Origin of the sequence: Chryseobacterium sp. HMWF035, from assembly GCF_003094695.1 — a bacterium.
Lineage (GTDB): Bacteria > Bacteroidota > Bacteroidia > Flavobacteriales > Weeksellaceae > Chryseobacterium > Chryseobacterium gambrini.
The window spans coordinates 1-25,847 of record NZ_QEHP01000121.1 but is presented as its reverse complement, the minus strand read 5'-3'; the positions used below and the strand labels follow the sequence as shown (position 1 = coordinate 25,847).

The following is a 25,847-nucleotide window of genomic DNA, read 5'->3' as shown; positions in this document are numbered from 1 at the left end:
CTGACAGATTTTTCAATAATTTAAATTTACCTATTACTTTTTATGGGTTGTCTCCTGTAGCTTCCTGAGCCAGCGGAACACCATTCGGTGCATTTTGTAATGTTTTATCCAACGTAAATAAAGATTCATCGGTAGCTCTGTCTCCTCCTGCAATTTTCAGTTTGTCGATTAGATTCTGTGCCAGTGTTTCCTCTTCAATCTGCTCCTGTACAAACCACTGCATAAAGTTCCACGTTGCCCAGTCTTTTTCTTCAAGAGCCATATCTACGATTTTATAAATGGCAGTCGTGTTATCTACTTCATGTTTGAAAACTCCTTCAAAACAATCGGTAAGCGATTCCGGATCTGCCGGAGGTGCAGGAATTGCATCTACTTTCGGCTTTCCGCCTCTGTTTAATACATATTCCATGAATTTGATGGAGTGGTTTCTTTCTTCCTGAGCGTGTCTGTACAGGAAATTGGCAATTCCCTGATATCCTTTATCGTCTGCCCAGATTCCATACGATAAAAAGGTGTGTGAAGCGTGAATTTCTTTGTTCATCTGGTCGCTTAATGCTTTTTCAATGGAATCGGAAAGTCTTTTGGTATTCATAATAGATATTTTTTGTGATTATAAATCTATGGTACAAAAATGGTTCCGAGAAGTTTTTATTTCTAGTCAAAACATTTAAATACATTTACAAGCTCCTGAATTACATTATTTTAAGTTAATAATTTATAGTTATTCTAAAATATGAAGATAAAATTTTCATATCAAAAGAAAGCTTCCGGTATAAAAACGGAAGCCTTCTGAAGTAAAAATTATCTCTGTTCTATTGCTTTATAAATGTTTTGGTAAGCGACTTTCCTTTTCCTGTTATTTTTATGAAATAAATCCCATCCGGAAAATGACCTACATTGAATTTTTCATGGTAAACATCGTCGGAAGAATTGACTTTTTTTGATAAAACCAACGATCCTTTTGCATCAATAATTTCCAGCTTCATTTCTTTTTCCTTTGATTTGAATTTTACGTTAACTTCCTGATTCGAAGGATTGGGATAAATAATAAAATCATTCGTTGTAATCTCCTTTTCTTCAGCAGATAAGCTTCCGTTGGCACATAGCGGAATTCTGTTTACCCCATCAATTCCCCAAGATGGCTGAACGGGAATACACAGCCAGTTCAATACAGTCGGCAAATGATCTGTTTCTCTGGTTGTTGACAAATAATTATAAATTTTAAAATTATTAACTGTGTTCAGATTTCTCGCAGGAGATCCGGTAACAGTAACAGTATTAGCATTCGGGCTGGAATCTGCCAATATATTTCCCGAAGCCTCATCACATTTCCAGTTGGCAACCAATTGAGAATAATAAGGATGCGAAGCCGTAATATCCTGATTTGCCCAATTCACGATGACCTCGTTCGGAAGCGCAGATTTCCACACTCTGATGTCTCTGTAGGAAGCTGCAAGCGTTGGACTGTAGGTGTTTGTCCCATCCTGATTGATCGTAAACGGAAGTCCCGAATCAATATTTCCAATGATGTTCATTTTTGCAAAAGTTACGGGAACACCATCTTCGTACATTGTTACAAGTCCGTCTCTGTCGAAACTTACGGCAATGTGTTTCCATGTATTGAGTTCCATTTTACCGCCAACAAGATCAATTCTGTTGGTTCCGTCGCCAATATTCATTTTAAAAGTCTGTCCGGAATATCCTGAAATTACAAAACCTTTGTTCTTTCCGTTTGCCCAGTTTTTATTACTGATCATCACTGGATCACTTGTGTAGGCTACATTGGGTTTTACCCAGAATTCAATTGTGAAATCCTGAGTCGCCCCAAAATTAAATGGAGTCTGATTGGCAGGTTTTGCATACGTTCCTGCCGGAAGATTTAGCTGATTGAACGTTTTAGAAGATTCTGAAAGGGTTCTGCTGATTTGCTGAGGAGTAAAATTAGGATTAGAATAAATGGTAAAAATATTTCTTTCTGAAAGATTTCCGCCTCCATGACCGTTATCTACCGCGCCGTGATCCGTAGTTAAAACAACGAGCCAGTCTTCATTACTGTACGTTGATCTGCTTTTCATGGCGTTTACAATTTCTCCGATGTACGTATCAATGGTTTGTATGGAAGAGACATACTGCGGCACAGAAGACGAAAAACCATAAGAATGCCCGGCGTGATCCACATCATCAAAATCAATAAATAAAATGTCCGGATTATCATTTTGCATTGCATTTACAGCCGCATTTTTTACCGCAAGATCTGTCGTAAAATTAGTCTTTACATCGGCGTTCTGAACAATGGTATTATTAACCGGAGCCCAATGAGCCAGAGATATGGTTCTTAAATTGGGATTATACGCTTCAGCTCTCGTTAAAAAGTCAGGGTAATTTGCATAATTTGGGCTGGTTAAATTATTGTCCTGCACGTTGTGTTTCGTATGCCAGACTCCTGTAAGCATGGTGCTCCAGCCGTTTCCGCTCAAAGTAATTGCAGCGCAGAGTCCGTCTAAAGAATAAACTGACTGATTTGCCAGTGCATGAATGTTCGGCGTACCGGAAGACATCATAACATCCGCCCGACAACCGTCGATCCCGATGAAAAGAACTTTCTTCGTCTGAGCTCCGAGAAAACAGCTCATTACGATTGCCATTGAAAATAGTTTTGCTTTCATAATAATAAGTGGGTTTTGAATTTTAAGATTTTACAAACTTTAGGTTGATTGAGTAATTTAAAAAAGGAATGTAACTTTGAGAACTTTGTCAAAGTTTAAAACTTTGACAAAGTTGATTTCCGGATTTCCCAGAACTGATGTTCAGAAATTAAAAGAGGCTGAATTGGGGTAAGTGTAACTTGAAAGAATTAGTAAAAAAATCGTTCAGCCTCAGAAATCGTATTAAAAATATAGTCGGGATTGGATTTTTCCAGTTCAAATTTGCTTTGAGCTCCTGAAAGTACGGCAATTGTGAGTCCGCAGCCTGCATTTTTACCTTCTTCAATATCGATTACAGAATCGCCTGCTTTTAAAACTTTTTCAGGTTCATTGATATTGAATTTTTTCATCGCAAGAATGATCATTTCAGGGCTTGGACGACTTTCCGAAACGTCATCTGCTGTAATTAAAGCATCATAGTGAGCATTTTCTTTCCAGCCTAATTTGTCTAAAAGCTGTCGGGCAATTTCGGAAGTGTAGCCTGTATTTAAAACAATTTTTTTGTTTTGAGATCTCATTTTTAACAAGAAATTTTCAACGCCATGAATTGGTTTTACCTCTAAATTCTGATAGGCTTCTTTTAACTGATCCGAAAAGTTTTCAAAAATAGCAAGTGCATCCGCTTCATTTCCGCCTATTTCTTTTAAAAGACTGCTTATTGCTTCCAGTTTTTCCATTCCGGCACAGCTTAATAAAACTTTTTCCAAAGAAACTTCGTACCCGTAATCATTCACGGCAGTCATTAAAGTTTTATATACTACATTATCTTCATCAATGGTGGTTCCTGCCATATCCAGAACCAATAATTCTATATTCTTCATTTAATTTTATGCGTAAATTTTATCTATATTAAATTTTGAAAAGCCTCCGCTTCCGGTCATTCCTTTCCCTCCGATTCCTGTTATAATATGAATATTGGGTGAAGGACTGTACTCGAAAATATCCTTTGTTTTGCATTGAGAATACACTCCAAACCACCTTCTCTGGATCTCATAAGTCGGAAGATCTATAATTTTTTTGGCTTCATTAATCATGAATTCGTCAATTTCCATATTTAAATCAAATCCTAAATTATCAGAATCCTTTGCATCTGCATATTCGTGAGAATCTCCTAAAATAACAGAACCGTCAAGAGCCTGTTTGAATAAAATATGGACTCCAAATTTCTTTTCAAAAGAGTTCGGATCTTCCAAAGACTTGATTTTTTCGAAAGAAGGACATTCTTCAAAAGACTCATATCTTCTGATGGAAAGTCCCGTCAAAATATTTCCCTGCAACGAATAAATTCCCTGTGGTTTTGTCTGAAGCATTTGTAATTTGCTGACTTCAAGATCACTTTCGTTAAATACAGTTGGATATAAGGTTTTAAACTCATGTCCACCACAAATAATGATTTTTGAAGCATTCAATTCTGTTCCGTCTGCGGTGATTGCGATACATTTACCGTCATTTTCATGGGTTTCAACAACAGTTGTATTGTAGAAAATTTTTAAGTATAATTTTTCCTGTAAAAGTGTGTGAAGTTTCACGATCATTTCAGCAGAATCCACCGATAATTCCTGTGGGAAAAATAATCCGCCTTTGCAGTAATCTGAACGAAGACCGTCAAATCTACTGATACATTCGCTTTTCGATAAAAGAACAGATTCATAATCATTATTCTTATTAATCTCATGCAACTCATTGATTAACTGAAGTTCTTCATCGTTTGAGGCGATATAAACAGAACCGTTTTTTCTTATTGTTAAATTGGTCTGAGCTTGAAGTTCGTTATAAATTGCTAAACTTTCTCTTCCGAAGTTCTGCCATTTGAGATCCATTCCGGAAGGGACGACCTGCCCGAAATTTCGTACCGTTGCACCTTGAGGAATAGAATTTTTTTCCAATAAAGCTACTTTAAGACCCTTTTTCAGTGCATGATATGCATGAAAAGTTCCTAAAATGCCGCCTCCTACAACGATTAAATCGAATTTTGTTGTCATTTTTACTATAATTTATATACTTTTCGACGGATCGAAATTGATGTATGGTTGGTTATTGATTTTATTTTTTCCTGCTTTTCTTCTGAATGCGATAAAAGCAATGAGAGAAGAAATCAGCACGACAACTACAATGATGTAGTTTAATTTAATGTAAAAATTCAGCCAGGAAGTCTGCGGTGAACCGAAGTTTTTATAAAGCAGAATCAAAACGCTTCCCAAATACCCGAAAGAATCTACCAGATAGATCAGAAAACCTACATTTCCTTTGATATTAAATGCTGCGATCATCCTGTCGAAGTAAATTCCGTTGAACGGAATGTAGCATAAATACATCCCAAAACCTGAAAGAACCATCCAGAAAAAAGGTGACATTACATTGTTTTCAAATAAATAAGTCGAAAAACCGACCGTTAAAATTCCACCAAAAAGAATGTAATGATAATAGGCAAAAGCTCTCTTATTGTTCTTCACTTTAACCATAAAACTTAAAATCAAAAGCACCATAATTGCAATCGGAATTTCCGTTAAGGTGAAGATTGAACTGTCGAATCTGATGTGTAAATTATCCCAGATCTCACGGTTAAAATTGTCTCTAAAGTCCCTTAAAACCGTAAGACTCACATACAAAAATGTAATGCAGATCATTGGTACAAAAAACTGCTGAATAATTTTTTTTCTTTCCGTTTTATTGAGCGGCTGTCTTTTATTTTTTAATAAAATATCTTCTTCGGTCGGTTTTGGAAGTTTTTCCAACATAAACCCGAATACCAACAACGGAATGATGAAAATTAATCCTGCTGAAAACGGCATCCAGAATTCTGAAATATTGAAAGTATCCATTAAAAATTTCCCGACAGATTTTGTAAATCCCGAAGAAACTACAAAACTTGAACATAAAAATAATCCAATGATTTCCGTAGTTTTTCGTCCTTCAATGTAAGAAAAGACAATTCCCCAAATCATTCCTAACGGAATTCCGTTAATGAACATGAAAAGAATATTGTAAGGCGCAGGAACGACCGCAAAACCAAGCAAAGCAAGTTCTGCAACCACGATAAAGGTGAATAAATAAAAGATTCTTTTTTCCGGTTTTAATTCTGAAATAAATTTAATTCCAATAAATTTTGAGATAAAATATCCCATGACCTGCGCAATAATGATCAAAACTTTATAATCAACCCCGAAATAAACTATACCTTCGAAAGAGGCAACTGTAAAGGGTTTTCGAAAACCGTACATGCAAAAGTACACTCCAAATGCCGCGAAAGCCGCTTTCAGGGTTACTGCTGTTTTTTTATTGACCGCTTTTATCATGGTTATCCGGTTAGAAATTAAACTTTACTCCTAAATTGCATCTTACTCCGTAATATTCAACCTGTTCCGGGCGGGTTTCTTCTTTTCCGAAATGGTAGATCAAAGGTTTGTTCAGAATGTTATTTACGTCAACATACAACATAAGATGTTTGGTAAATTGATAAGAACCTCCGAAGTCTAAACTGCTGTATTTTCCGTAGTATGAATCATTTAAGTCTTCTTCTGCATATTCCACAGCATATTTTCCTTTGTAGTTGTAAGCCAGTCTTGCGTTGAATCCTTTTTTCTCGAAAAATAACTGAATGTTGCATAATTCTTTTGCCTGATAAGGAAGTTTTACCTCTCTTCCGCTTGGTTTTTCCATTTGAGAATCCATGAAAGTGGCGTTCAATTGAGTTCCGAAATATTGTAGGAAACCAGGCAGGAAATCGAATCTTCTGTTGATTCCTAACTCAATTCCGCCTAACCAGGCTGCTTTTCCGTTGTTTGGCGCGGTGAATTGTACTCCGTTATTTCCATTATAATTTCCGATAAAAGAATCCTGAAAAATCGGATCTGTGATTGATTTATAGAAAACACCACCACTCAAAATCCCTACATTTGAAAAATAGTACTCTCCCATCAGATCAAAATTTAAAGAATAGGTCGGGTTCAGATTTGGATTTCCACCTTTGAATTCGTTGTCGGCTTCGCTGTATGTTCCTCCCGGCGTTAAATCTCCGAAATTCGGTCTTGAGAACGTTCTTGTTGCCGCAAAACGTAGATTTGTTTTATCGTTTAAAGAATATTTAATGTGCAGCATCGGCAAAACGGCAAGGTATTTTTTAGTGTTTTCAACAGGAATCAGGGTATTGTTGATTACATTATATCCTTTTACTTGCGTATTGGTATTTGATAATCTGATCCCTCCTAAAATCGTGATCTGATCATTTACTTTATACGTTCCCATTCCATATGCATCGGTATGTTTTTCGAAAACGTCGAAGTTTCTTCCAAGTGCTTTGTTGTATTCTAATGCTTCTGAATCTGTAGTGTTTATCTTTAAATTTCCATTGTTTTGAAACCAGAACTGATCCATTCCCGATGTCGACAGAACAGGACCGAACGTATTCCCGATGTGGGTGTTCATTTCGCTTAAATATTGAGTTCCATTCGCCTGACTCGTAATATATTGTCCAAAATCTGATAAAAGCGGTGCCGTTCCGTTGTTCCAGTTGTAGAAAATATCCGAGAATCTGGCATTCCGTTCTTTATCCCTGTATTTGAAACCGTATTTTAAGGTTAAACGATCTGAAGCATTGATCTCATGGTTAAAAGCAGCCACCATTTTATCCTTTTCCTCAACAAAGACTTTGTAAAATTCCAGATCGGTAAATCTCATTCTGGAAGCATCCATTTTAAAATTGGTGTCGCTGTAGAATCCAAATAATGCATCCGGATCTTTATAGTCCAATTTTCCGCCATCGGCTTTCCAGTAAGCTCTCGGACCTATTCCGTGATTAGCAATATAAGTCGGATCGATTCCCACTCCGGATTGAGTGTACTTAATGACATAATAGGAATTGTTTTGTTTATCAGGAATATTTCCGTATTTGAATTTATTGTCATAATATGATAGATCCCAGTCGATCTTTCCTTTTTTTAACTGATGAACTGCACCTAAAGAAACCGAGGTTAATTCTGTAATCAGACGGTTATGGATGTTCTGCAATTCCACTCTTGCGGTGTTGTTGGCGGAACTGAATTTATCAAAACGGATTCTGTGTTTGTAGTGCGTTTCATCATCAGACAGCGTTCCGTACATTCCTTTGAGATAAAATGTGGTTTTTGGAGACAGCACATATTCAAAAGCCGTGTTGATTCCTGTCGTTTTTCTCACCCCGTTGTAATCCCGAAGTTCTAACCTGAAAACACCTTCGTCCCCGCTTCTTCTGGCTTCAAAATTATCGGTAGACCAGTTTCGGATGAAGTGTGCAAAATTGAATAAATACCCGAATTTTTTATCCTTTGTTCTTCCGCCGTAAAGCAGTCCGATGTTGTAGACTCCTTTATCAGATTTAGCATTGTAACCGCTTCCCAGTGTTGCTTTGAACTCGGTTTTCATGGGCGGTGTTTTCGTAATGAAATTCACGCCGCCTCCGATTCCGTCGGCTTCCATATCGGGAGTGAAAGATTTATTTACATGAACATAAGAGATAAGTTCCGTCGGAAAAAAATCGAAAGCGGTTGCTCTGGATGTAGTTTCCTCTTCCGCTGTGGGAAGCCTGTTTCCGTTGATGGTTGTTGAAGCCCAGAATGGCGGCAATCCTCTCAGAGAAACAAATCTTCCTTCTCCCTGATCTCTCTCTATGGAAACTCCCTGTACACGCTGAACGGTTTCCGCAGCATTTCGGTCCGGTAATTTCCCGATTCCGTCGGAAGCAATAACGTTGGAAATATTGATTGCGTTTTTCTGAAGATTTAAGGCTCTTGCCTCACTGTTTTTCAGAGATCCCGTAACGATGACTTCATCAATGTTTTTCTGTTTCTGAAGCATGGAGATCATTCCCAGATCCATAGTCTGCTGAGACTTTAGATCTATTGTGATATTTTGATTTTCAAAACCAATATAAGAGATCTGTAGGTCATAATGTCCCGGTTTCAGATCATTGACGGAAAACTTTCCTTCCAAATCGGTCATGATGATTCTGGAGGTTCCGGCAACCTTTACGGTAGCTCCTGGAAGCGGCTGATTATGGTCTGAAACAATTCCTGTAACGATCTGTTGCTGGGCAGAGATAAAGATACTGCAACAGGCAAAAAGAGGGAATAGAGATTTTTTTATTATCGGCTCCATTGTTTACATATATTAAATTTATACCGCAAAACAAGTCAATAATTTTAATATATGTAATTATTTTATATTAAGTAATGTTTAATAAATGAAGCAGAATTGTTACCTCAGTTTTACCTGCAGAAAGTACCGTATTCTTCTTTCATAATGGAAAAACATGAGTGTTAATCAGTGTTTCAGAAGACGGAACACCATATGCAATGCGTATTTGTTTAATAAAATTTTCAAAAAAACAAACGCCCAAAGATTAATTTAAAGTTAAATCAGAAGGTTTGATAAAAAACAGAAAGTTGCGTATTTGTAAACTTTTATGAAAAATAATAATTGAATATTTGTAAATAAACTATTAAAAAAGAGATGTAAAATTTATCCTGAGTAAAAATACAAAACCAACATAATGCAGCTTTCATTACTGATGCTCACCGGAACGTGCGGGAATTTTCCGTTAAAATAAAGGGAATCTCCTTCTTTTAGTATCACATCTTCATTATCGATCAGATATTTTACCTCTCCCTTCAGAATATACTTGAATTCCCATGCATCAGTGATTACTTTTTCTCTTTTGGCATTGGGTTCAAGGGTGAGTAAAACGGCTTCAAAACCTAAAGAATGAAGACTTTTGCTGAAGATATGCATGTATTTAAACCCTTCGGCTTCCACTTCTTTTTCAATAAGCTGCTGGTTTTCTTTGGGCAGGTAAATGAATTTTGCGTTTGATTTTTTCTCAACCCCTTCAAAAAAGTAACTCGCATCAATTTCCAGAGACTGGATTAAATCCAACAGCACGGGAAGCGAAGGAATGGTTCTTCCGTTTTCTATTCTGGAAACAAGTCCGTTGCTTACATTGGCTCTGAAAGCTAATTCATTAATGGTTAAATTATTTTTTTTCCTGATATCTTTTAGTCTCTTTCCAATGCCTATTAAAAAATCATTCATATCATTACAGTTAGCCAAGATCCGGTTATTATATGCAGAAGCAAATTTACTATATTAAATGATATTTCTTTTATACTATTTCGAATTTGGAGATCTTTAATTTTATATTGATGATCTTTTATTCATCATAATGCTGAATTTTAACCCAAAATTGATGAATGACTTTTCAATTATTCATTGTTCTTAGGCTCACAAAGCTGTTGCTAAGTAGAGATTTATAATCACATAAGTTTTTTACATTAACTTCTTTAAAAATAAGATCAAAATCTTTGCTTTTCAAAAAACTAATGTGTTATTGCAGACAATGCGGCGATGATTTAAAATCTTATGTGACCTATGTGGTTAAAAAAGTACGTACCATTCAATCTGCAACATTGTCATTTTGAGCGAAACAAAGTGGAACCGAAAAATTAAAATATGACACATTAGTCACATAAGTTTAGTTTAATTAGATATTTAAAAGATCACATAAGAAGAAAATCAAAGATTTTCATAAGCTAATGTGTTCTTGCATACAATACGCCGATTATTTAAAATCTTATGTGACTGATGTGGTAAAATAAAGAACTCAGCAACTTGTTTAAGACTGCTGAGTTTATTCATCTGTATTTATTAAAATTACTTTATTTTCTTGGCGATATAATCGCTTTCATTTCCCAATCGGTCAATTGCTTTGATGGCAACTGCATTCAGTACTTTTCCTTCTTTATTTTTAGGAATTTCTCTGGAAAGCTGATCCAGTGTAAGGATTTCAGTTTCCCAGATTCCGTTGTACTGGGTAAAAAGCACCCATTGGAAGACTTCTTTTATATTTTTTACGCTCCAGCTTATCTGCGCAGAATTTCCGTTGTTATTGATGAACAAAGTCGGGGTCTGCAAAGGAATAGCTTTTATCCATGATGTTTTCGGAACCAACGCTTTTTCTTTATAGGGTCCGTTTTTCAGTGTAGGAAGCATGTTGGCATTTTTGGTTAAACCGGCAATGCTCCAGTGAATTTCCCCTGCATCTTTCCCTAAAACCTGCCGTGATATTTCAATCTGATTTTTAATTTCTGTCGGACGGTCAGAAGTTTTAATTTCCACCGAATTCAAGCCCGGCCACAAATGGCGGTTCATGGTGTTTTCAGATTTCCACCAATTTAGTAGTCCTTCAAAAGGCTGTCCTTTAGATTCTATCGGCCAGTACAACTGTGGCGAGAAATAATCTACCCAGCCTTTGTTTAACCATAATTTGGCATCCGCGTAAAGCTCATCGTACTGAGAAGAACCTGTGACTCCTTCCGGATAACCGGGTTTCCAGATCCCGAACGGACTGATCCCGAATCGCACGTAGTTCTTTTCTGCGTGGATTTCTTTATAGATTCTTTCTACAAATTTATTCACGTTATCCCGTCTCCAGTCGGCTCTTGTTAAGGTTCCTCCGCTGTTTACGTACGCATTCCAGGTTTTATTGTCCGGAAAATCGGCTCCTTTATTATAGGTTGCGTAAGGATAAAAATAGTCATCAAAATGTACGGCATCAATATCATATCTTGTTACGATATCTTTTACCACATTCGAAACGTGTCCCTGAGTTTTGGGATCAGCAGGATCAAACCAGTACATTCCGTTTTTCAGGCGGATGACGATGTCGGAAAGCTTATTCACCATAGATAAACTGTTGGGTGAGCCTCCGTTCGAATGATGGGCGCGGTACGGATTCAGCCACACATGGAGTTCCAGTCCTCTTTTGTGGGATTCCTCGATCCAGAACTGTAAAGGATCATAATTCGGATAAGGAGCGGCTCCGGTCTGTCCGGTCAGGAAATACGACCACGGTTCCAGATTACTGGTGTACAAAGCATCTGCGGAAGGTCTTACCTGAAAAATAACGGCGTTGAAGTTATTGTCTTTCAGCATATCCAGCATGGAAATGGCTTCGGCTTTCTGCTGATCGACCGACAGGTTGTTTCTTGAAGGCCAGTTGATATTGGCAACGCTTGCAATCCATGCTCCGCGGAACTCTCTTTTGATTTCCGGGAGGTTGGTTCGGAAGGTGTCGTCATTCGGCGGTACTGCCGAAGAATCTGTACTGGTAATAGGAAGCGGCGGTTTTGGTATGTTGGGTTTAACGGAATTTTTTACGGGAGTGGAAGCTTTCACTGCGTTGTTCTGTGTGGAACAGGCAACAAATGATGTAAAAAATCCCGATAAAACGATCATTTTTAGGGTATTCATTCTCATAGTCTGCAAAACTACATTAATTTATTTTGTTGATTTTAAATTACGATAATAAAATGAATTATTTGTACTTTGATTTAAATTATAGGTGCTTTAACACAAAGTTTTTTTGATTACTAATTGTTTTTAAGTCCGCTAAGGCGTTTCACTCAAGTAAGCTTTAAAAGGCTTCCTTACTTATAAGTTTGTTTAAACTCATTTTAAATTTTACCGCAAAAGAGACAAAAGACTTTATTGGATTTATTTAAGGTATTTCAAAAGTCCGCAAAGAGAAAAATCTTTGATTTTTTTAACTTATGTGCTCTTTTTCCCATTTAATTATTAAACTTAAACAACTACAGTGTTACAATCTTTTGCATCTTTTGCGATAAAAAAGTTTAGGCAAGTTTTATATTAATTTTGACCAAAGCCAGTCTAGAGGAATAATGCTGAAAGCGGACTAAAGTCCGCCCCTATTGAATGTTATTGTAAAATAGAAAATGTAAGATATACTTATTCTTTTAAATCACTTTGCTCTATTGTGTAAATTTCTTGCACCGTGATGAATCAGGATAATGTGAATTTCCTCCGGAGAAACTATACGATAAATGATTCTGTAGTTTCCTTCGAAGATTTCTCTGATGTTTTCATCATCCAACTCGGAAACTTTTTTCCCGACAATATTTCCTGTCTTTAAAATTTCTGTTTTATTCTGAATTTTTTCAATTTGAAACTTCGCATATCTTTTAGAATCTAAACTAACAAAGTCATAAATTTCTTTCAAATCATTTTTTGCAGATTTCAGCCATTTTATCTGAACCATTTGTCTATTTCATTTTTAAGCTCATCCTCACTAATGGTTTCATTATCTTCAGATTCTTTTTTTCTGATCTCCAGTTTTTCGATCATAATTAATCTTTCTATTACTTCATCAATACTGATCTCATCCGGAAATTCATCAATCTGTCTATGGAGTTTTTCTTTAGTAATTGTCATGTTCTTACTATTTTGCTTATGCTAAATTAGTAAATTTAAAACAAAAAAAGCCCCGAAAAATCGGAGCTTTGTTATTATAAAAACTGAATTAAGCTTTAGCTGCTCTTTCCACTTTTTTTCTGTCTTCTTCAGAAAGTAATTTCTTTCTCATACGGATGAAGTTTGGCGTTACTTCAATGGCTTCATCACCCTGAATATATTCCATACATTCTTCAAGAGAGAATAAGATCTTCGGAGCAACTCCTGTATCTTTATCTTTACCTGCTGCTCTCATGTTGTTCAACTGCTTTGCTTCCACGATGTTTACCACAAGGTCACCCGGTTTGTTCTGTTCACCGATGATCATTCCTGCGTAGATTTCCTCTCCCGGATCTACGAAGAACTTGCCTCTGTCCTGTAGTTTGTTGATGGAATATTCTGTTGCCGGACCTTGCGTTTTGCTGATCAACACCCCGTTGTTTCTTCCCGGAATAGCACCTTTGAAAGGCTTGTATTCTGTGAAACGGTGTGCCATGATCGCTTCTCCCGCCGTCGCTGTTAACATCTGAGAACGCAATCCGATCAAACCTCTTGAAGGAATTTCGAATTCCATGTGCTGCATCTCCCCTTTGGTTTCCATGATGTGAAGGTCTCCTTTTCTCTGGGTAGCAAGATCGATTACTCTTGAAGCATATTCTTCAGGAACGTCTACTACCAAAGATTCGTAAGGCTCACAGTTTACACCGTCTACTTCTTTAAGGATTACCTGTGGCTGACCAATCGTCATTTCATATCCTTCTCTTCTCATGGTTTCAATAAGAACTGACAAGTGAAGAATACCTCTACCAAAAACAAGGAACGTATTGGCATCATCGGTCTGCTGAACTCTTAATGCTAAGTTTTTCTCTAGTTCTTTCGTTAATCTTTCTTTCAAGTGGTTAGACGTTACATATTTACCGTCTTTCCCGAAGAAAGGTGAATTGTTGATGGAGAACGTCATGTTCAGTGTAGGCTCGTCAATTGCCGTTCTTTCCAATGGTTCAGGGTTTTCAAGATCTACGAAAGAATCTCCGATCTGGAAAGCGTCGAAACCTACCACAGCACAGATATCTCCTGCCTGAACTTCAGTTACTTTTTTCTTTCCTAATCCTTCGAAAACGTATAGTTCTTTTACTTTTCCTTTTGCCACTTTTCCGTCTGCCTGTGCAAGACCGATCCACTGAGATTCTTTAATTTCTCCTCTCGTTACTTTTCCGATTGCGATTCTTCCTAAGAAAGAAGAATAATCCAGAGAAGTGATCTGCATCTGAAGGTTACCTTCTGTAACTTTCGGTGCAGGAACGTACTGTAAAATACCATCCAGTAATGGTAAAATATCTTCAGTCTGCTCTAATGAAGTGTTGAACCATCCCTGTTTAGAAGAACCATAGAACGTTGGGAAATCCAATTGCTCTTCAGTAGCATCCAGATTGAAGAAAAGATCGAATACCTGATCGTGAACCTCATCCGGACGGCAGTTTGGCTTATCTACTTTATTGATTACCACCAAAGGTCTTAAACCAAGTTCCAAAGCTTTCTGAAGTACGAATCTTGTCTGTGGCATCGGTCCTTCGAACGCATCCACCAACAAAATTACCCCGTCTGCCATTTTCAGTACTCTTTCTACCTCTCCTCCGAAATCGGCGTGACCAGGTGTATCAATTACGTTAATTTTCGTGTCTTTATAAGTAACAGAAATATTCTTGGATAAGATGGTGATCCCTCTTTCTCTTTCAAGATCGTTGTTATCCATAATTAACTCCCCACTCTCCTGATTTTCTCTGAAAATGTTGGTAGCGTGGATGATCTTGTCGACCAAAGTAGTCTTACCGTGGTCAACGTGTGCGATAATCGCAATATTTCTAATGTTTTGCATATAAGATTTTTACGGGTGCAAAAATAGTGATTTTTAATGAAATATTCACCAATAACTTTTGATAATTAACAAATTCATAATGAGGAATTTAAATAATTAGCATCTAAAAAAATCCTCATAATTAGAAATATTATGTCAAGTTTTGTGGTTGTGCACAAATATATTTGCTCAAAGAAATTCTGTAAGTATAGAGGATTTAAATATTTACACTAATCGTGTATCGTTTGATTTAATGATAGCGTCTATCAAGCCTTCAAGCCATTCCTGATGACCATTTATCATTGGGTTAGGTTTTTGTTTAGCCAATTGCTGCGCAGGTTTGCCAATTTGACTCTCTTGGGTGAGAATACGTACTCTGTTACCCGGTAGATCTTCGATAAGCCATGCGTGGATTACGTCCAACCGAGCCTCTTCATCACCTTCTGCCCAACCATGCCAAGCAAGTCTTGCAGGTTCATTTTCTGAAGGAGGCACAAACTCGGTAACTTGAGCCTGTATCGGAAAACCAAAAGTCTTGAATCGGAATCGTACATCATGATACAATTCATTATCGCCAGCTTTTAAAAATTCAATATCTGAAGAATTGGAGTAATAGGTTGGCCAAGTAAACGGATTAGTAAGGTAAGGCCAAACCTCAGAGGCGGTTATATCTTTTACGATCACCTCATTTGAACAGTAATTGTCTGTTGTGCCCGGAGTATATTTTTCCGGCCATATTATAGCATTTTGTTTCATTGAATATGATTTATATTGAGTAAGCATTCTTAGAGTTGTTTTTAATATAAATACGTTACAGGAAAAATTAATATTGAAAAATATTCCTGCCTGCAAAAATTTAAAAATTTTACAATTATAAATATCTTTTAATATAAAAAGAATCTCTTTAAATTGATATTACATCTGTTTAATAAATAACTAAAGTAATTATAGTTGCAAAATTATTAATAGTTATTTATTTTTGCAAGAACTATCAAAATTGATATGTAAAAACAATGGGAAAAAACATAGAAGTTGAAGGAAAATATTATCCTTGTACAATAAGTCTCGCAATGGATTTAGTCGGTGGAAAATGGAAAGCTGTTATCTTATATCATCTTAAAGACGGAGATAAACGTTTTAATGAACTGCGAAAAGAAATTGAAGTAATTACAGAGATGACACTCAGTTTACAGTTAAAAAATTTAGAATCAGACGGTTTAATATCCAGAACTGTAGATGGAGATAAAGCTCCAGTAAAAGTATTCTACAGTCTGACTCAATTTGGCAGAACGTTTATTCCTGCTTTGGATGTTATTAATAAATGGGGACATTATGTAGCCGAAAAGAAAACAAATCATAGATGATTCGTTATCGCTAAATACTTGGAAAAAAAATGAAGAAATAATTTGCGGGTTTTCGTTTCGCAGTATTTGAAAGTTAGTGAAATAAATGAGTACTTTTTAGAATTTAATAAAAAAATCTTCGGAAAATAGATATCTTTAATAATACTTTCCGAAGAAATAAACGAATTGCTACTCATAATAAAAAGAGCTTAAAATTCTACCTATTTTTTATTTGGAAATCTGATCTATCCAATGGAAAAGCTCGTCCAAATCGTAATCTCCACTATGATGTTTGTCCCAAGGCAATGCATAATCTACATGATAGCATTGGTTTGCAAGTCTCACAGCTAAAATAGCAGAAATCGCCAAACCAGTATCTTTATCCTTTGAACCGTGACGAATTCTCCAATATTTTGCTGTTTTTGTATGAGCATCTCCGATATAATTCATAGGATTCATCATTTTTACAATTTGTTTATCCGCTATCACTGCATTACTTACTGTAGTATTTTTTAAGCTATATTCAGTAAAATGTTTTGCATCAAAACTTTCTGTTCCAAACTCTGTATTTTCTGCTGCTGATAAATCCAGCGCATCAAAAGCAGGTGGTGTTTTTTGTCTTTGCATATATCGTATATACTCATCCCAATTAATGTCTGTTACTATTCCGTTTTTTATGATAAGAAAGGGTCTTTCGGAAAGATCAGTTCCTGCCTTTAATGCGACATTGGCTGATACAATTACTTTTGCCTTCAAAAACTCTTTGAAAGAACCATTTCCACTATTATCTAATGTGAGGAGGTTTCCCTTTTCATCTTTAAGTTTTAGAGAATTGATATAGGCAGGAAATGTGTTTTTTAACTCCAATGAGACTTTCTGTTGCCTTTCATTTAAAGTTTCTGTAGCTGTATCGGCTTGAGGTCCATAGAGCCCTCCTTTTTTGTAATCATTTACCCCGAAAAACTGCCATTCATAAGCAGCGTCTGCGTGATCCAAATTGGTAATTGGGCAGTAATCAGAGGAGGCATAAATAGCATCGCTGGTCTCTGCTGCTCCTATTTCTTTCAGGTAAGGCAAATAATCAGGGTTATCTCCGGTAGCTCCCAATAAAGCTGACATGGCACCACCAGCACTGGTTCCATTGGAAATAATTTTGTCGGCATTGCCCGGCATTTCGCGGTCGTTTAGTTTAAGATAACGAATGGCAGCCTTTAAATCGACCAGCCCGGCAGGTGCTTTCCCATAGTATTTGCCATCTTTATTTTTATTCGTGCGCCCTCTTGCTCCCGCAGAAGCTACTACATAACCATGAGACAAGGCCTTTAAGATGGTATTTTCTTTTTTGTCTTCCAACCCGCCCTGTGGTCTTTGTTGGTTATTATCTTTTACCACACCGCCATTAATCGGAGGTCTAAAATTGTTTAACTTTGTAGATCCGGGTTCAGCAGGCATATAACCACCTACTTGGTTAGGGAAAAATATAGGGGCATTTTGGGCATTGTATCCATTAATACTTTTATTTCTGTAATATTCTTCAGGAACATAAAAATTAAGAACCTGATAGGTTGTGTCTACAGGTTTTTCCACATAAACAATTTTCTCAAAAGCTCTTACGCGGATTTCTTTACCATTGTAAGTAAGAATTTGAATCTCGTATTTGTCGGGATTAAAATTTAAGCCCGAACCGGCTTTCCTTTCTTGTGCGCAAGAGAATAGCGATATAAAACAGAAAAGACCAACTATCGTATTTTTCATATGATATGATATTATCTTAAGCTAATGTTATTTCTTTATTAGTAATTTTATTGCAAAAGTTCTTCTGAAATGGAATGAACATCGAAATCTAAATATTGTAACAGAAATCAATCTGCTCCTAAAATAAATATTATTCTTTTTTTCCATATCTATTGAGCAAAAATATTGTTTCTGTAATTTAAATAAGAAAAATGTTGTGAAATGATTTATTTGTGGGGTGAATATATGAACTTTTAAAATTTACTTATCAAAAAAAGGATTCGGACTAAAAAGTGAACTGTCTACTTTATACGTATAATATGATCACAAAATATTTCTTAGGGATTAATATATTAGTCATAAAATCTGTATAACTTTTCCATTTTAGAAAGTATTTTCAAAAAGGTAAATGAAAACAGCCTGTACTAAAACAATGAGTCCAAATTTTAATAAAAAGGAAGTCTTGGAAATTTTATGTCTGAAGAAGATCATTGCCAGTAAAGCTCCGATAGTTCCACCCAAAAAAGAAACTGCCAGAAGCGTATTTTCGGAAATTCTTCGCTGGTGCTTTTCTGCTTTTCTCTTGTCGGCTCCATAAATAATAAAGGTAAAAAGATTGATGGCTGTTAAAAAATAAAACATTGGCAAATCTAAAATAAAAAAGAGTGTTAATAAACACTCCTTTAAATATTTTTTATACACATAAAGTATATTCGCAAGGATCCTGCGGAGGAGCTTCTCCACAAATAATATCAAAGGTACCGCAGTTACTTGATGATCCTCCACCCCATCCCCATTGAACAACGCATGTATTTGGATCTTTACATCTTACCATACCTTTAATGATACCTCCCTGAATAGATTTCATCGCATTTCTAGAAACCTTTTTTAGATTTTTCATGATATATTTTTTATAGTTTGAGAGATAAAAATATAAAAAAACATTAGATCTGCAAAATATTTCAACACTTATTGAATAAAAAATATCCTTAGCAGATTTATTCTAAATAATTGTAAAGAATCCTCTGTAAAATCTCATATTAATTTACATTTGTATGATTAATTAAATTAAATGACAGTACAGGATTTAGCAGGAAGTTATTCTATTCAGGGAAGCAATCAGGAAGAGTCTACGGAAGTTTCTTATTATGGGATTCTCACCTTATCCCTCGACGAAAACCAACGCATCATTGCTGAGTGGATGATTGGGGATCATATGCAGCAAGGCACCGGTTTTTATAAAGACGGAATTCTGGTCATCAACTTCCGTTATGAAGGGGAAGATCTCAAAATTTACAAGGGTGTGGCAGTTTACCGCTGTATCAGTAAAGATGTTCTGGATGGTTTCTGGTCTGAGAAATATGGTGATCCGAGATTTCTGGGGAGTGAGTACTGTGTGAGGATTTTTGGATCGGAGGTGTTGAATTGAGAATCATTTTTACAATGAAAGTATAAAAGCTGCTGTCCCAAAAGTCAGATTGACTTTTGGGACAGCGTTATTAATTACTCAGCAATTAACTTTTGATCTCAGACAAAATAATATCTACAATTTCCTGAGGCGTTATTTGGTTGTTGATGGTCACGACCAGATCATAGTGTGATTCTAAAGTATAATCTATATCATACGCATTTTTAAATTGTTTCTTAAAGGCATTGTTTCTTTCAGGAATCGTTTTTGAAGATTCATCACCTCTTTCAGATTTTCTGAGTCTTTCTGACGCATCTTCCTCAGAGATTTTAAGAAAAACATGAAAGGCATTGTTAATAAACTTAAATCCTAAACGATAATCAATAATTAAATGTTCTTTTTTATTGCATTCATCAGCAAATTCCCTGTCAATTTCTTTATCAGTTTCCGGATTTTCAGTACATCTTCGCTGAAATTCAACAATACTTATTCCTTCATTTTCTGCTCTCTTCCGGATTAAATTTCCTAAAGAAATAAACTGATACCCTAATTGTTCTGCCAGTAATTTTCCTACTGTACTTTTTCCGGAAGCCACTTCACCGGATAATGTAATTTTTGTTTTCATATAATTTTTAAATATTAATCCCATTGATATAAACCCCCTCTGTCTAAAAAGTTTTTATAGCTGTAATCCATTTCATCATAAGCTTTTTTAGCCCCTGCTTCCAATATTGGTCTGCTGTATTCCTGAAAGCCTTCTTTATTGGTAAAAAACCTTCCGGCAGGATCTATCATCACATAGCTGTCTTTCATTTCAGAATTATCTTCAGAAACCAATATTTCATGATCTTTCAAAAACTGATGGTTCGCTATAAAATGATCGAACTGCTGTTGACTGATAATAAATTCTTCAATGTGTTCATCATTCTCCCCTTTCATCGGCAGAACCTGAAATACCTTCCAGCGTTTTGGCTGAGCATAAAGAATCAGATCCATTAAAGATTCATTGTAATTCAGGTGATGGACAACTGTGTTGATTTTTAATTGAAAACCATACCTCTTAATTTCATCTATAAGCGATTTATAGGCTTCCGCAGTTAACGGCTCTTTTCCTTTAAAAGCTCTTCCCGATTTAATATTGGTTTCATCATTCAGACTATCAATACTCAAGATGATCCAGTCCAGATTCTTCTTGTTTTTCTTAAAAAACGTTTCATTCAGCTTAGTTCCGTTGGTCACCAGCATTGTAGTCATCCCTGCTTCTTTTGCAGCGGCAATAAGATCTGAAATCCATGGACATATTGTAGGCTCCCCTCCTGCAAAGGTTATTTTTTTAAAGCCCATTCCGGCAATCTGCTTTATCAGTTCCAGAGACTGTTCTTTAGGCAAATGTCCTTTAGGAAGTATTTTTTTAGCCTCCTGAAATGTTGCAAAGCAGAACCTGCATTTCATATTACAAGGTTCCCAGAGATGATAATTAACGGAAGGAATTATTCCTTCAAAAGATGTTTCCATTGTTTGTTTTAATAATTATTTATTGTATAGGAGTATCAACAAAAAAACATCCGGAAAACAAAAAAATGCGTTTCCGGAAAACATAACCGGAAACGCAGGAACAAAAGCTTTTTTTTGAGGAATAAGAGCCGTTAGCCCAAAAGTTTTTTTATGTCATTCTGATAATTTTCTGACACAGGCAGGTAATGACATTTTGTCTTGTTTTTTTCATCAAATACAATGATTTCTACGTGTTCATCATTTTTATGATAACACTGAATGTATTTTTTATTGACTCTGAAAGATTTATGAATCGTTATAAACTGACTTTTCATCAGTCCTTTATCTTCCATTTTCGAAAAGGAAAAATCAATAAGATTCTCCGTTTTCCGGTTAATAAAATGAATCTGCTTGTTGTTGGATTCGGAGCCGGAAGACTTATCTGCGCTTAAATAGACAATATCATCAATCAGAATCCTGTTTCTTTTTGTTTTATTAAAATCCAGATAAACGTACTGAAGACTAGAAAACAAGTAAACTTCCTGTAAGAACCTTTTAAAACTTTTAACAAATTTTTCTTCCGTAAAAGGCTTGGTAATATGATCTACACAAATCCCGGAATCGCGCTTGAGATTCTCAATATCTTTGATGTATTCTCTGGTATTGACACTTGCAAAGAAAACGGGAATCCCGATTTCCTGCGCCACTTCCATTCCCGTCATGCTGTCGCTGCCCAGATCCAGATCCGCCAGCAAAATATCCGGCTTTACCGTTTTCAGTTCCTCAAAAAAATGATCTGAACTGCTGCTTTTTGAAACAATCTGAACATTGGGAATATGCTGAAGATACAGTTCCAGTTTTTCCATTTGTTTGGGGCTGTCTTCAAGGATGGCGATGTGGTAGGTTGGGAACATAGGTAGAACTGAATGTATTTATTGTATTCTTTATCAATTTTTTTTACTTAATCGGTAGACAAATTCCCATTTTATAGATATTCTGATATGCTTTTATTTCAGAAATTTGTAATTCAGTTTCTTTATTCAGAGTTGGATAGATAATTAAACAATCTATTATATCTGAATTTTTAACTTTATCCGAAAAGTGATGATAAACTTTTTTCAAGCGCGCATAACCTGCAACCTGTCTCATATCCTGATGTTCTTTGCTGTTTTCATAATGCAACTTATATTTAGCATCTATAATAATTGGTATTTCATTACCTTTTTCAGGATTATTATAAAAACCTATAAAATCCACTTCGTTTCCAAACGTCTTCCAATGGTATTTAATCTTTCTGTAAGCTTCGTTTTCCAACAATCTTTTATAGGCATATAACTCAAACAAACGGCTCATATCAATCCAATAAGGCGGTGTTTTTTTCCTGGCTGTAGTATTAGATTTTGTGATTGAGTAGGAAAAGTTTTTTAAAATGAGTTCTCCCAAATGGATTGCTTCTTTGTATTCTTTGTAAAATTTATTATGCTTTACGCTTTTTATTTCTTTGATATTTTCCAGCGGACTAATCAATTCGAATGCAGAAGAGATATAGTTTATACTGTTCCGGATTTCTGAATTAACGGATGATAACAGTTCTTTATTTGTTGATAAATAATTATTTACAAATTCTAACACCTTTTTTAAAAACCGGTTTTCAATACTATTAAAGCCAAACTCCTGATATTTGCAAAAAGTATTTGTCGCTCTATTTTTAAGATGGTTTAATTTAATCGTTTTAGGAATTAAAATTTTACCTTTTATTCTGCTGTTTAAATTTTCTTCTACTGTATAATACGATTTCTTCAGTCCCTTCTTAACGATTTTTTTCATTAAATGTATGAACTGCACGACCAAAAAAGGTGATAAATAATCATTGTCCAAATGCTCAACTTCTATTTCGGGAGCATCCCAATCAATATCCAGAAGCTCCGATATTTCTTTGGTTGCATCAGGAAGCTTTATTATTTCTGAAAGCATTTTTACCACATCGACTTCCGGTAATGAATTTACTTCTTCTTTACTTTCAATTTTTGCTTTTGCTGTATGATCAACATCTATATCATCTAAATTTTCCTGAATACTTTCCAAAAGTTTATTATTTACTTTTGGAGAAACAAAAATATGATGGTTATTTGAAACCGTTCCAACTCCAATATAGTAATTGGCTTTTATCTTGCATTTCTCAACATTGTTTTCTTTTATATTCTCATACTGAAATACAGAACATCTGTTATCTTTCCTGAAGTAGAGGCTCTTCTCAATTTCAAGGAATTCTTCAGTATGCTCCCAATGTTCGTAAAGCCTTATAAGTTTAGGCAAAGCGCTGTTCAATGTCTTTGATTTTTGCGGTTGCAGATTCATTAAAAACTCCATCCCTAAGATATTCATTAAGAATAGGAATAATCTCATACTTCATCTTCATTTTGAAATAATTGTCTTTTTCTTCTTCTGATATCTTTTTCCTGTCTGCAATGAAATAACTATGACCTAAAGCCACGTCTTTCGAAGAAAAATCATTAGAAAGGAAATCTGAATCTTCCGCATTTTCAAAATTGATTACCTCATCCTCTCCAGTTTTAATAAATAATTTTGCTACTTCTATGAAATTAGGAGTATTAAAAAATACATCTTCAGTATCTTCCAGCTTTTCAGGTAAAACATCTACAAATGCAAACCTTCTTCTGATGGCGTAATCGATATGTCCTACACTTCGGTCTGCGGTGTTCATGGTTCCGATAATGTAGAGATTCGGTGGAAGAACTAATTTTTGAGAGCCATCTACTTCATACATACTTTCTACTTCTTCTCCACGGTATTCTAAAGCGTAAATCAATTCTCCTAAAACAGAAGAGAGATTAGCTCTGTTAATTTCATCTATAATCAGAACATAATTATTATCAGAGTCGTTTGATGCATTCTCTGCGAAATTAGCTAACGTTTTGTTTTCTGCACCATAAACAATACCTTCTCCCTCTTCATTAGGTAGAGCAACAATACCTCTAACAAAATCTTCATAAGTATAACTTGGATGAAACTGAATGATCTTTTGAAAATCCTTTATATTACTTAGATTTTGTTCCTCTTCATTTATCGAATTAAGATGATTTTCATAAAAATACTTTGCAATTGCATCTTCATAAGATTTAAATCCGCCAGTTCTTCCTTTAATTTTCCACAATTTATTATTAAAGGAATCTATTATTTTATTGTAAGATGGTCTCCAAGGTTTACTTGTATCACTTTTTAATAAAACTACATTTTTTCCTAAATCCACAACTTCAAATATTGTCTCATTCTTTCCTTCTATTTTTTGTCCAACGTTCAAATTAGATTTAATATAATTCTTAGTTAGTGTTTTAACAGAAATTGTTGCATTACTGATTTTATTACTCTCAATTATTTTTTTTGATATTTCTTTAGCTAACCTTGTTTTACCTGTTCCTGGAGGTCCTTGTAAGATAATTTGTTTTTTATAACGCAGAAGATCTATTTGATTTTTCATTTTATTTTGTTTTTGTATCTCTAAATTAGTTTTATATGAAATTACAGGGGCTTGACTACCCACACTAGGATACTTTTTATTTGCATAGTATATAAAGTTAGATTCATTAATTGGCTCAACTTTATAAAATCTATTAACTAAATAAATTATATTAGCACTTTTAGATCCATCATTATAATCACTGAAGTTACCACCCTCAGAATTAATATTTTTATAATGCTTTTGCCAATCCGCTTTATCAAGTTCTGATTGGTTTGTAACAAAGTCAATAACCTCAGCTATATAATGAACTGTGTAATCGTATGAATAAAAAATTCTAAAAAAACCATTTTCTTCGATACAAGATTTTAGTAATTTGAGTGTTTTTTGAGGTATATTAGGCTTACGGTGATTCCAAACTGTAATGTAATTAATTGTATCTGGGGTATCAATCACATTTTCTTGCCACCCAGTACCATCCGGACATATAAGACCTATAATACTCTCCTTCCAGAAATCAGTTATATTATAAATGATCCTTGTAAGTAAATGAGTGTAATTTTGCGGGTTTTTTACTATAATAGAAAATCCTGAGAAAAAATTGATAACATCATCTTTAAAAGTATCTTTTTCATATCTTTTTCTAAAAAGATTTTCAGATAATTGACTTCGATGATTTTCACTCAACATCGTAAAATTCTCCTCAGGATTCAACAAATATTCAATAGCATTTTTAATAGAACCATTTGTAAAAGTTCTTTCAAACTTATATGTTATTAATTGTTTTACCCAAAAATTCATCCTCACGGATGCCATTGCTAAAGTTCTAGAGTCATCATATTGATTAAATTCACTCTTTCGATCTGCTCGTGAATCACAATAAGATATTACTGACAAAATGGCTCTACCAAAAACCGAAAATTCCTCGTCGTCTTCGAAGAGTTGTTTCAGGTTATCATAATTCTTCCGATTTTCGAGAAGGAACGTTTTAATCTCACCATTCACTTCTAACTGCAAGAAATGATTTAACGCATCTTTAGCTTTTTGAAAATAAAAGCCCTCATATTTTTTTAGAGAAGAAATACTTTCAGAATTTAAAATGTTATTTATTGTGTTTTTTATATAAGAATCCATTGATATTTTATGGTATTACTTTTAAATAATTTATTAATAATTGTATATAACGGTTATGACTAAAGCAGATGTTGCAATTGAATTCTATTCCAAAAATCAATATCATTGATATTCGATTTTATATATGCTTTTACAAAATCATCGTCCAAACTTTGAATATTAATATTCAATTTAGAAAAAATCGTATCATTGAGGATTAGTGCAACTTCTCTCGGAATATTTAAGCTAATTAACTGTAACGTCAAGGATTTATATCCTCCCATTTCTATACAACTTAAAATATTTGACTCTGAATTTTTAATGGAGTAAAAGGGCTTGAGCATTGATGTTAAATCAAAACATATTTTCTTTTGTATTGTATCAATTTTTGAATCTATATTATTAGAGTCATTAAAATAATCACCTGAAAGTATTTTAT

23 protein-coding genes are annotated in these 25,847 nt (G+C 34.9%); 2 read left to right on the top strand and 21 right to left on the bottom strand.

The genetic code is table 11. The features are described from left to right. Positions 1 to 40: 40 nt before the first annotated feature. From DD829_RS17950 to DD829_RS17895, 12 genes are all read right to left on the bottom strand, one after another. Positions 41 to 592, bottom strand: coding sequence for a ferritin (locus tag DD829_RS17950; protein WP_116548008.1), 552 nt, complete (start codon positions 590 to 592; stop codon positions 41 to 43). Between the two features lie 220 nt (positions 593 to 812). Beyond that, positions 813 to 2,666, bottom strand: a complete 1,854-nt coding sequence (locus tag DD829_RS17945) for an alkaline phosphatase family protein (RefSeq protein ID WP_108410817.1) — start codon at positions 2,664 to 2,666, stop codon at positions 813 to 815. A 188-nt stretch (positions 2,667 to 2,854) separates the two neighbouring features. After that, positions 2,855 to 3,526 carry an HAD-IA family hydrolase gene (locus tag DD829_RS17940; RefSeq protein ID WP_116548007.1) on the bottom strand — a complete coding sequence of 224 codons (672 nt, stop codon included), beginning with the start codon at positions 3,524 to 3,526 and terminating at the stop codon, positions 2,855 to 2,857. A gap of 6 nt (positions 3,527 to 3,532) precedes the next feature. Then, on the bottom strand, positions 3,533 to 4,687 hold the full coding sequence (locus DD829_RS17935; RefSeq protein WP_108408558.1) for a TIGR03364 family FAD-dependent oxidoreductase: 1,155 nt from the start codon (positions 4,685 to 4,687) through the stop codon (positions 3,533 to 3,535). A 12-nt stretch (positions 4,688 to 4,699) separates the two neighbouring features. Continuing rightward, complete coding sequence (locus DD829_RS17930; protein WP_108408559.1) at positions 4,700 to 6,001, bottom strand: DUF5690 family protein; 1,302 nt, start codon at positions 5,999 to 6,001, stop codon at positions 4,700 to 4,702. 10 nt (positions 6,002 to 6,011) lie between these two features. Next, positions 6,012 to 8,837, bottom strand: coding sequence for a TonB-dependent receptor (locus tag DD829_RS17925; RefSeq protein ID WP_108408560.1), 2,826 nt, complete (start codon positions 8,835 to 8,837; stop codon positions 6,012 to 6,014). 363 nt (positions 8,838 to 9,200) lie between these two features. Beyond that, positions 9,201 to 9,770, bottom strand: coding sequence for a helix-turn-helix domain-containing protein (locus tag DD829_RS17920; protein ID WP_108409801.1), 570 nt, complete (start codon positions 9,768 to 9,770; stop codon positions 9,201 to 9,203). A 618-nt stretch (positions 9,771 to 10,388) separates the two neighbouring features. Next, positions 10,389 to 11,987: a glycoside hydrolase family 10 protein gene (locus DD829_RS17915; protein WP_317048572.1), complete on the bottom strand. Its 1,599-nt coding sequence runs from the start codon at positions 11,985 to 11,987 to the stop codon at positions 10,389 to 10,391. A 508-nt stretch (positions 11,988 to 12,495) separates the two neighbouring features. Next, positions 12,496 to 12,792 carry a type II toxin-antitoxin system RelE/ParE family toxin gene (locus tag DD829_RS17910; RefSeq protein WP_076389851.1) on the bottom strand — a complete coding sequence of 99 codons (297 nt, stop codon included), beginning with the start codon at positions 12,790 to 12,792 and terminating at the stop codon, positions 12,496 to 12,498. Then, positions 12,780 to 12,965 (bottom strand): hypothetical protein, encoded by a 186-nt coding sequence (locus DD829_RS17905; protein ID WP_076389849.1) that lies wholly within the window; start codon positions 12,963 to 12,965, stop codon positions 12,780 to 12,782. Before DD829_RS17905 ends, DD829_RS17910 begins: the two co-directional genes overlap by 13 nt. A gap of 88 nt (positions 12,966 to 13,053) precedes the next feature. Further along, the gene (typA, locus tag DD829_RS17900) at positions 13,054 to 14,859 is read right to left on the bottom strand and encodes a translational GTPase TypA (protein ID WP_076389847.1); all 1,806 of its coding nucleotides are present in this window, start codon (positions 14,857 to 14,859) and stop codon (positions 13,054 to 13,056) included. A 204-nt stretch (positions 14,860 to 15,063) separates the two neighbouring features. Beyond that, entirely contained in the window at positions 15,064 to 15,690 is a 627-nt protein-coding gene (locus DD829_RS17895; RefSeq protein ID WP_228408239.1) for a hypothetical protein, read from the bottom strand. A 161-nt stretch (positions 15,691 to 15,851) separates the two neighbouring features. Between DD829_RS17895 and DD829_RS17890 the strand changes: the two genes are divergently transcribed. Further along, complete coding sequence (locus DD829_RS17890) at positions 15,852 to 16,202, top strand: winged helix-turn-helix transcriptional regulator (protein WP_076389845.1); 351 nt, start codon at positions 15,852 to 15,854, stop codon at positions 16,200 to 16,202. Between the two features lie 207 nt (positions 16,203 to 16,409). Here the strand turns inward: DD829_RS17890 and DD829_RS17880 are convergent, their stop codons facing one another. The 3 genes from DD829_RS17880 to DD829_RS17870 form a co-directional block, all read right to left on the bottom strand. Then, positions 16,410 to 17,936, bottom strand: coding sequence for a subtype B tannase (locus DD829_RS17880; RefSeq protein WP_108411138.1), 1,527 nt, complete (start codon positions 17,934 to 17,936; stop codon positions 16,410 to 16,412). A 363-nt stretch (positions 17,937 to 18,299) separates the two neighbouring features. Then, complete coding sequence (locus DD829_RS17875; RefSeq protein ID WP_116548005.1) at positions 18,300 to 18,557, bottom strand: DUF1294 domain-containing protein; 258 nt, start codon at positions 18,555 to 18,557, stop codon at positions 18,300 to 18,302. A gap of 52 nt (positions 18,558 to 18,609) precedes the next feature. Then, positions 18,610 to 18,816 (bottom strand): bacteriocin-like protein, encoded by a 207-nt coding sequence (locus DD829_RS17870; protein WP_076389839.1) that lies wholly within the window; start codon positions 18,814 to 18,816, stop codon positions 18,610 to 18,612. 171 nt (positions 18,817 to 18,987) lie between these two features. On the opposite strand from DD829_RS17870, the gene DD829_RS17865 reads away from it, so the two are divergent. Next, complete coding sequence (locus DD829_RS17865) at positions 18,988 to 19,344, top strand: hypothetical protein (RefSeq protein ID WP_108410564.1); 357 nt, start codon at positions 18,988 to 18,990, stop codon at positions 19,342 to 19,344. Positions 19,345 to 19,429: 85 nt separating this feature from the next. On the opposite strand, the gene DD829_RS17860 is transcribed toward DD829_RS17865, so the two are convergent. The 6 genes from DD829_RS17860 to DD829_RS23805 form a co-directional block, all read right to left on the bottom strand. Beyond that, entirely contained in the window at positions 19,430 to 19,948 is a 519-nt protein-coding gene (locus DD829_RS17860) for a cytidylate kinase family protein (RefSeq protein ID WP_165796671.1), read from the bottom strand. Positions 19,949 to 19,962: 14 nt separating this feature from the next. Continuing rightward, positions 19,963 to 20,838, bottom strand: coding sequence for a viperin family antiviral radical SAM protein (locus DD829_RS17855; protein ID WP_108410562.1), 876 nt, complete (start codon positions 20,836 to 20,838; stop codon positions 19,963 to 19,965). A gap of 131 nt (positions 20,839 to 20,969) precedes the next feature. Then, a complete protein-coding gene (locus tag DD829_RS17850) occupies positions 20,970 to 21,731 on the bottom strand; it encodes a LytR/AlgR family response regulator transcription factor (protein WP_108410820.1) in 762 nt (253 codons plus the stop codon). A 43-nt stretch (positions 21,732 to 21,774) separates the two neighbouring features. Then, a complete protein-coding gene (locus tag DD829_RS17845; protein ID WP_165814886.1) occupies positions 21,775 to 23,145 on the bottom strand; it encodes a 5-methylcytosine restriction system specificity protein McrC in 1,371 nt (456 codons plus the stop codon). After that, positions 23,126 to 25,429: an AAA family ATPase gene (locus tag DD829_RS17840; protein ID WP_116548003.1), complete on the bottom strand. Its 2,304-nt coding sequence runs from the start codon at positions 25,427 to 25,429 to the stop codon at positions 23,126 to 23,128. Before DD829_RS17840 ends, DD829_RS17845 begins: the two co-directional genes overlap by 20 nt. Positions 25,430 to 25,488: 59 nt before the next feature. After that, the coding region (locus DD829_RS23805) for a hypothetical protein (RefSeq protein ID WP_165814885.1) at positions 25,489 to 25,847 on the bottom strand (359 nt) is incomplete at its 5' end.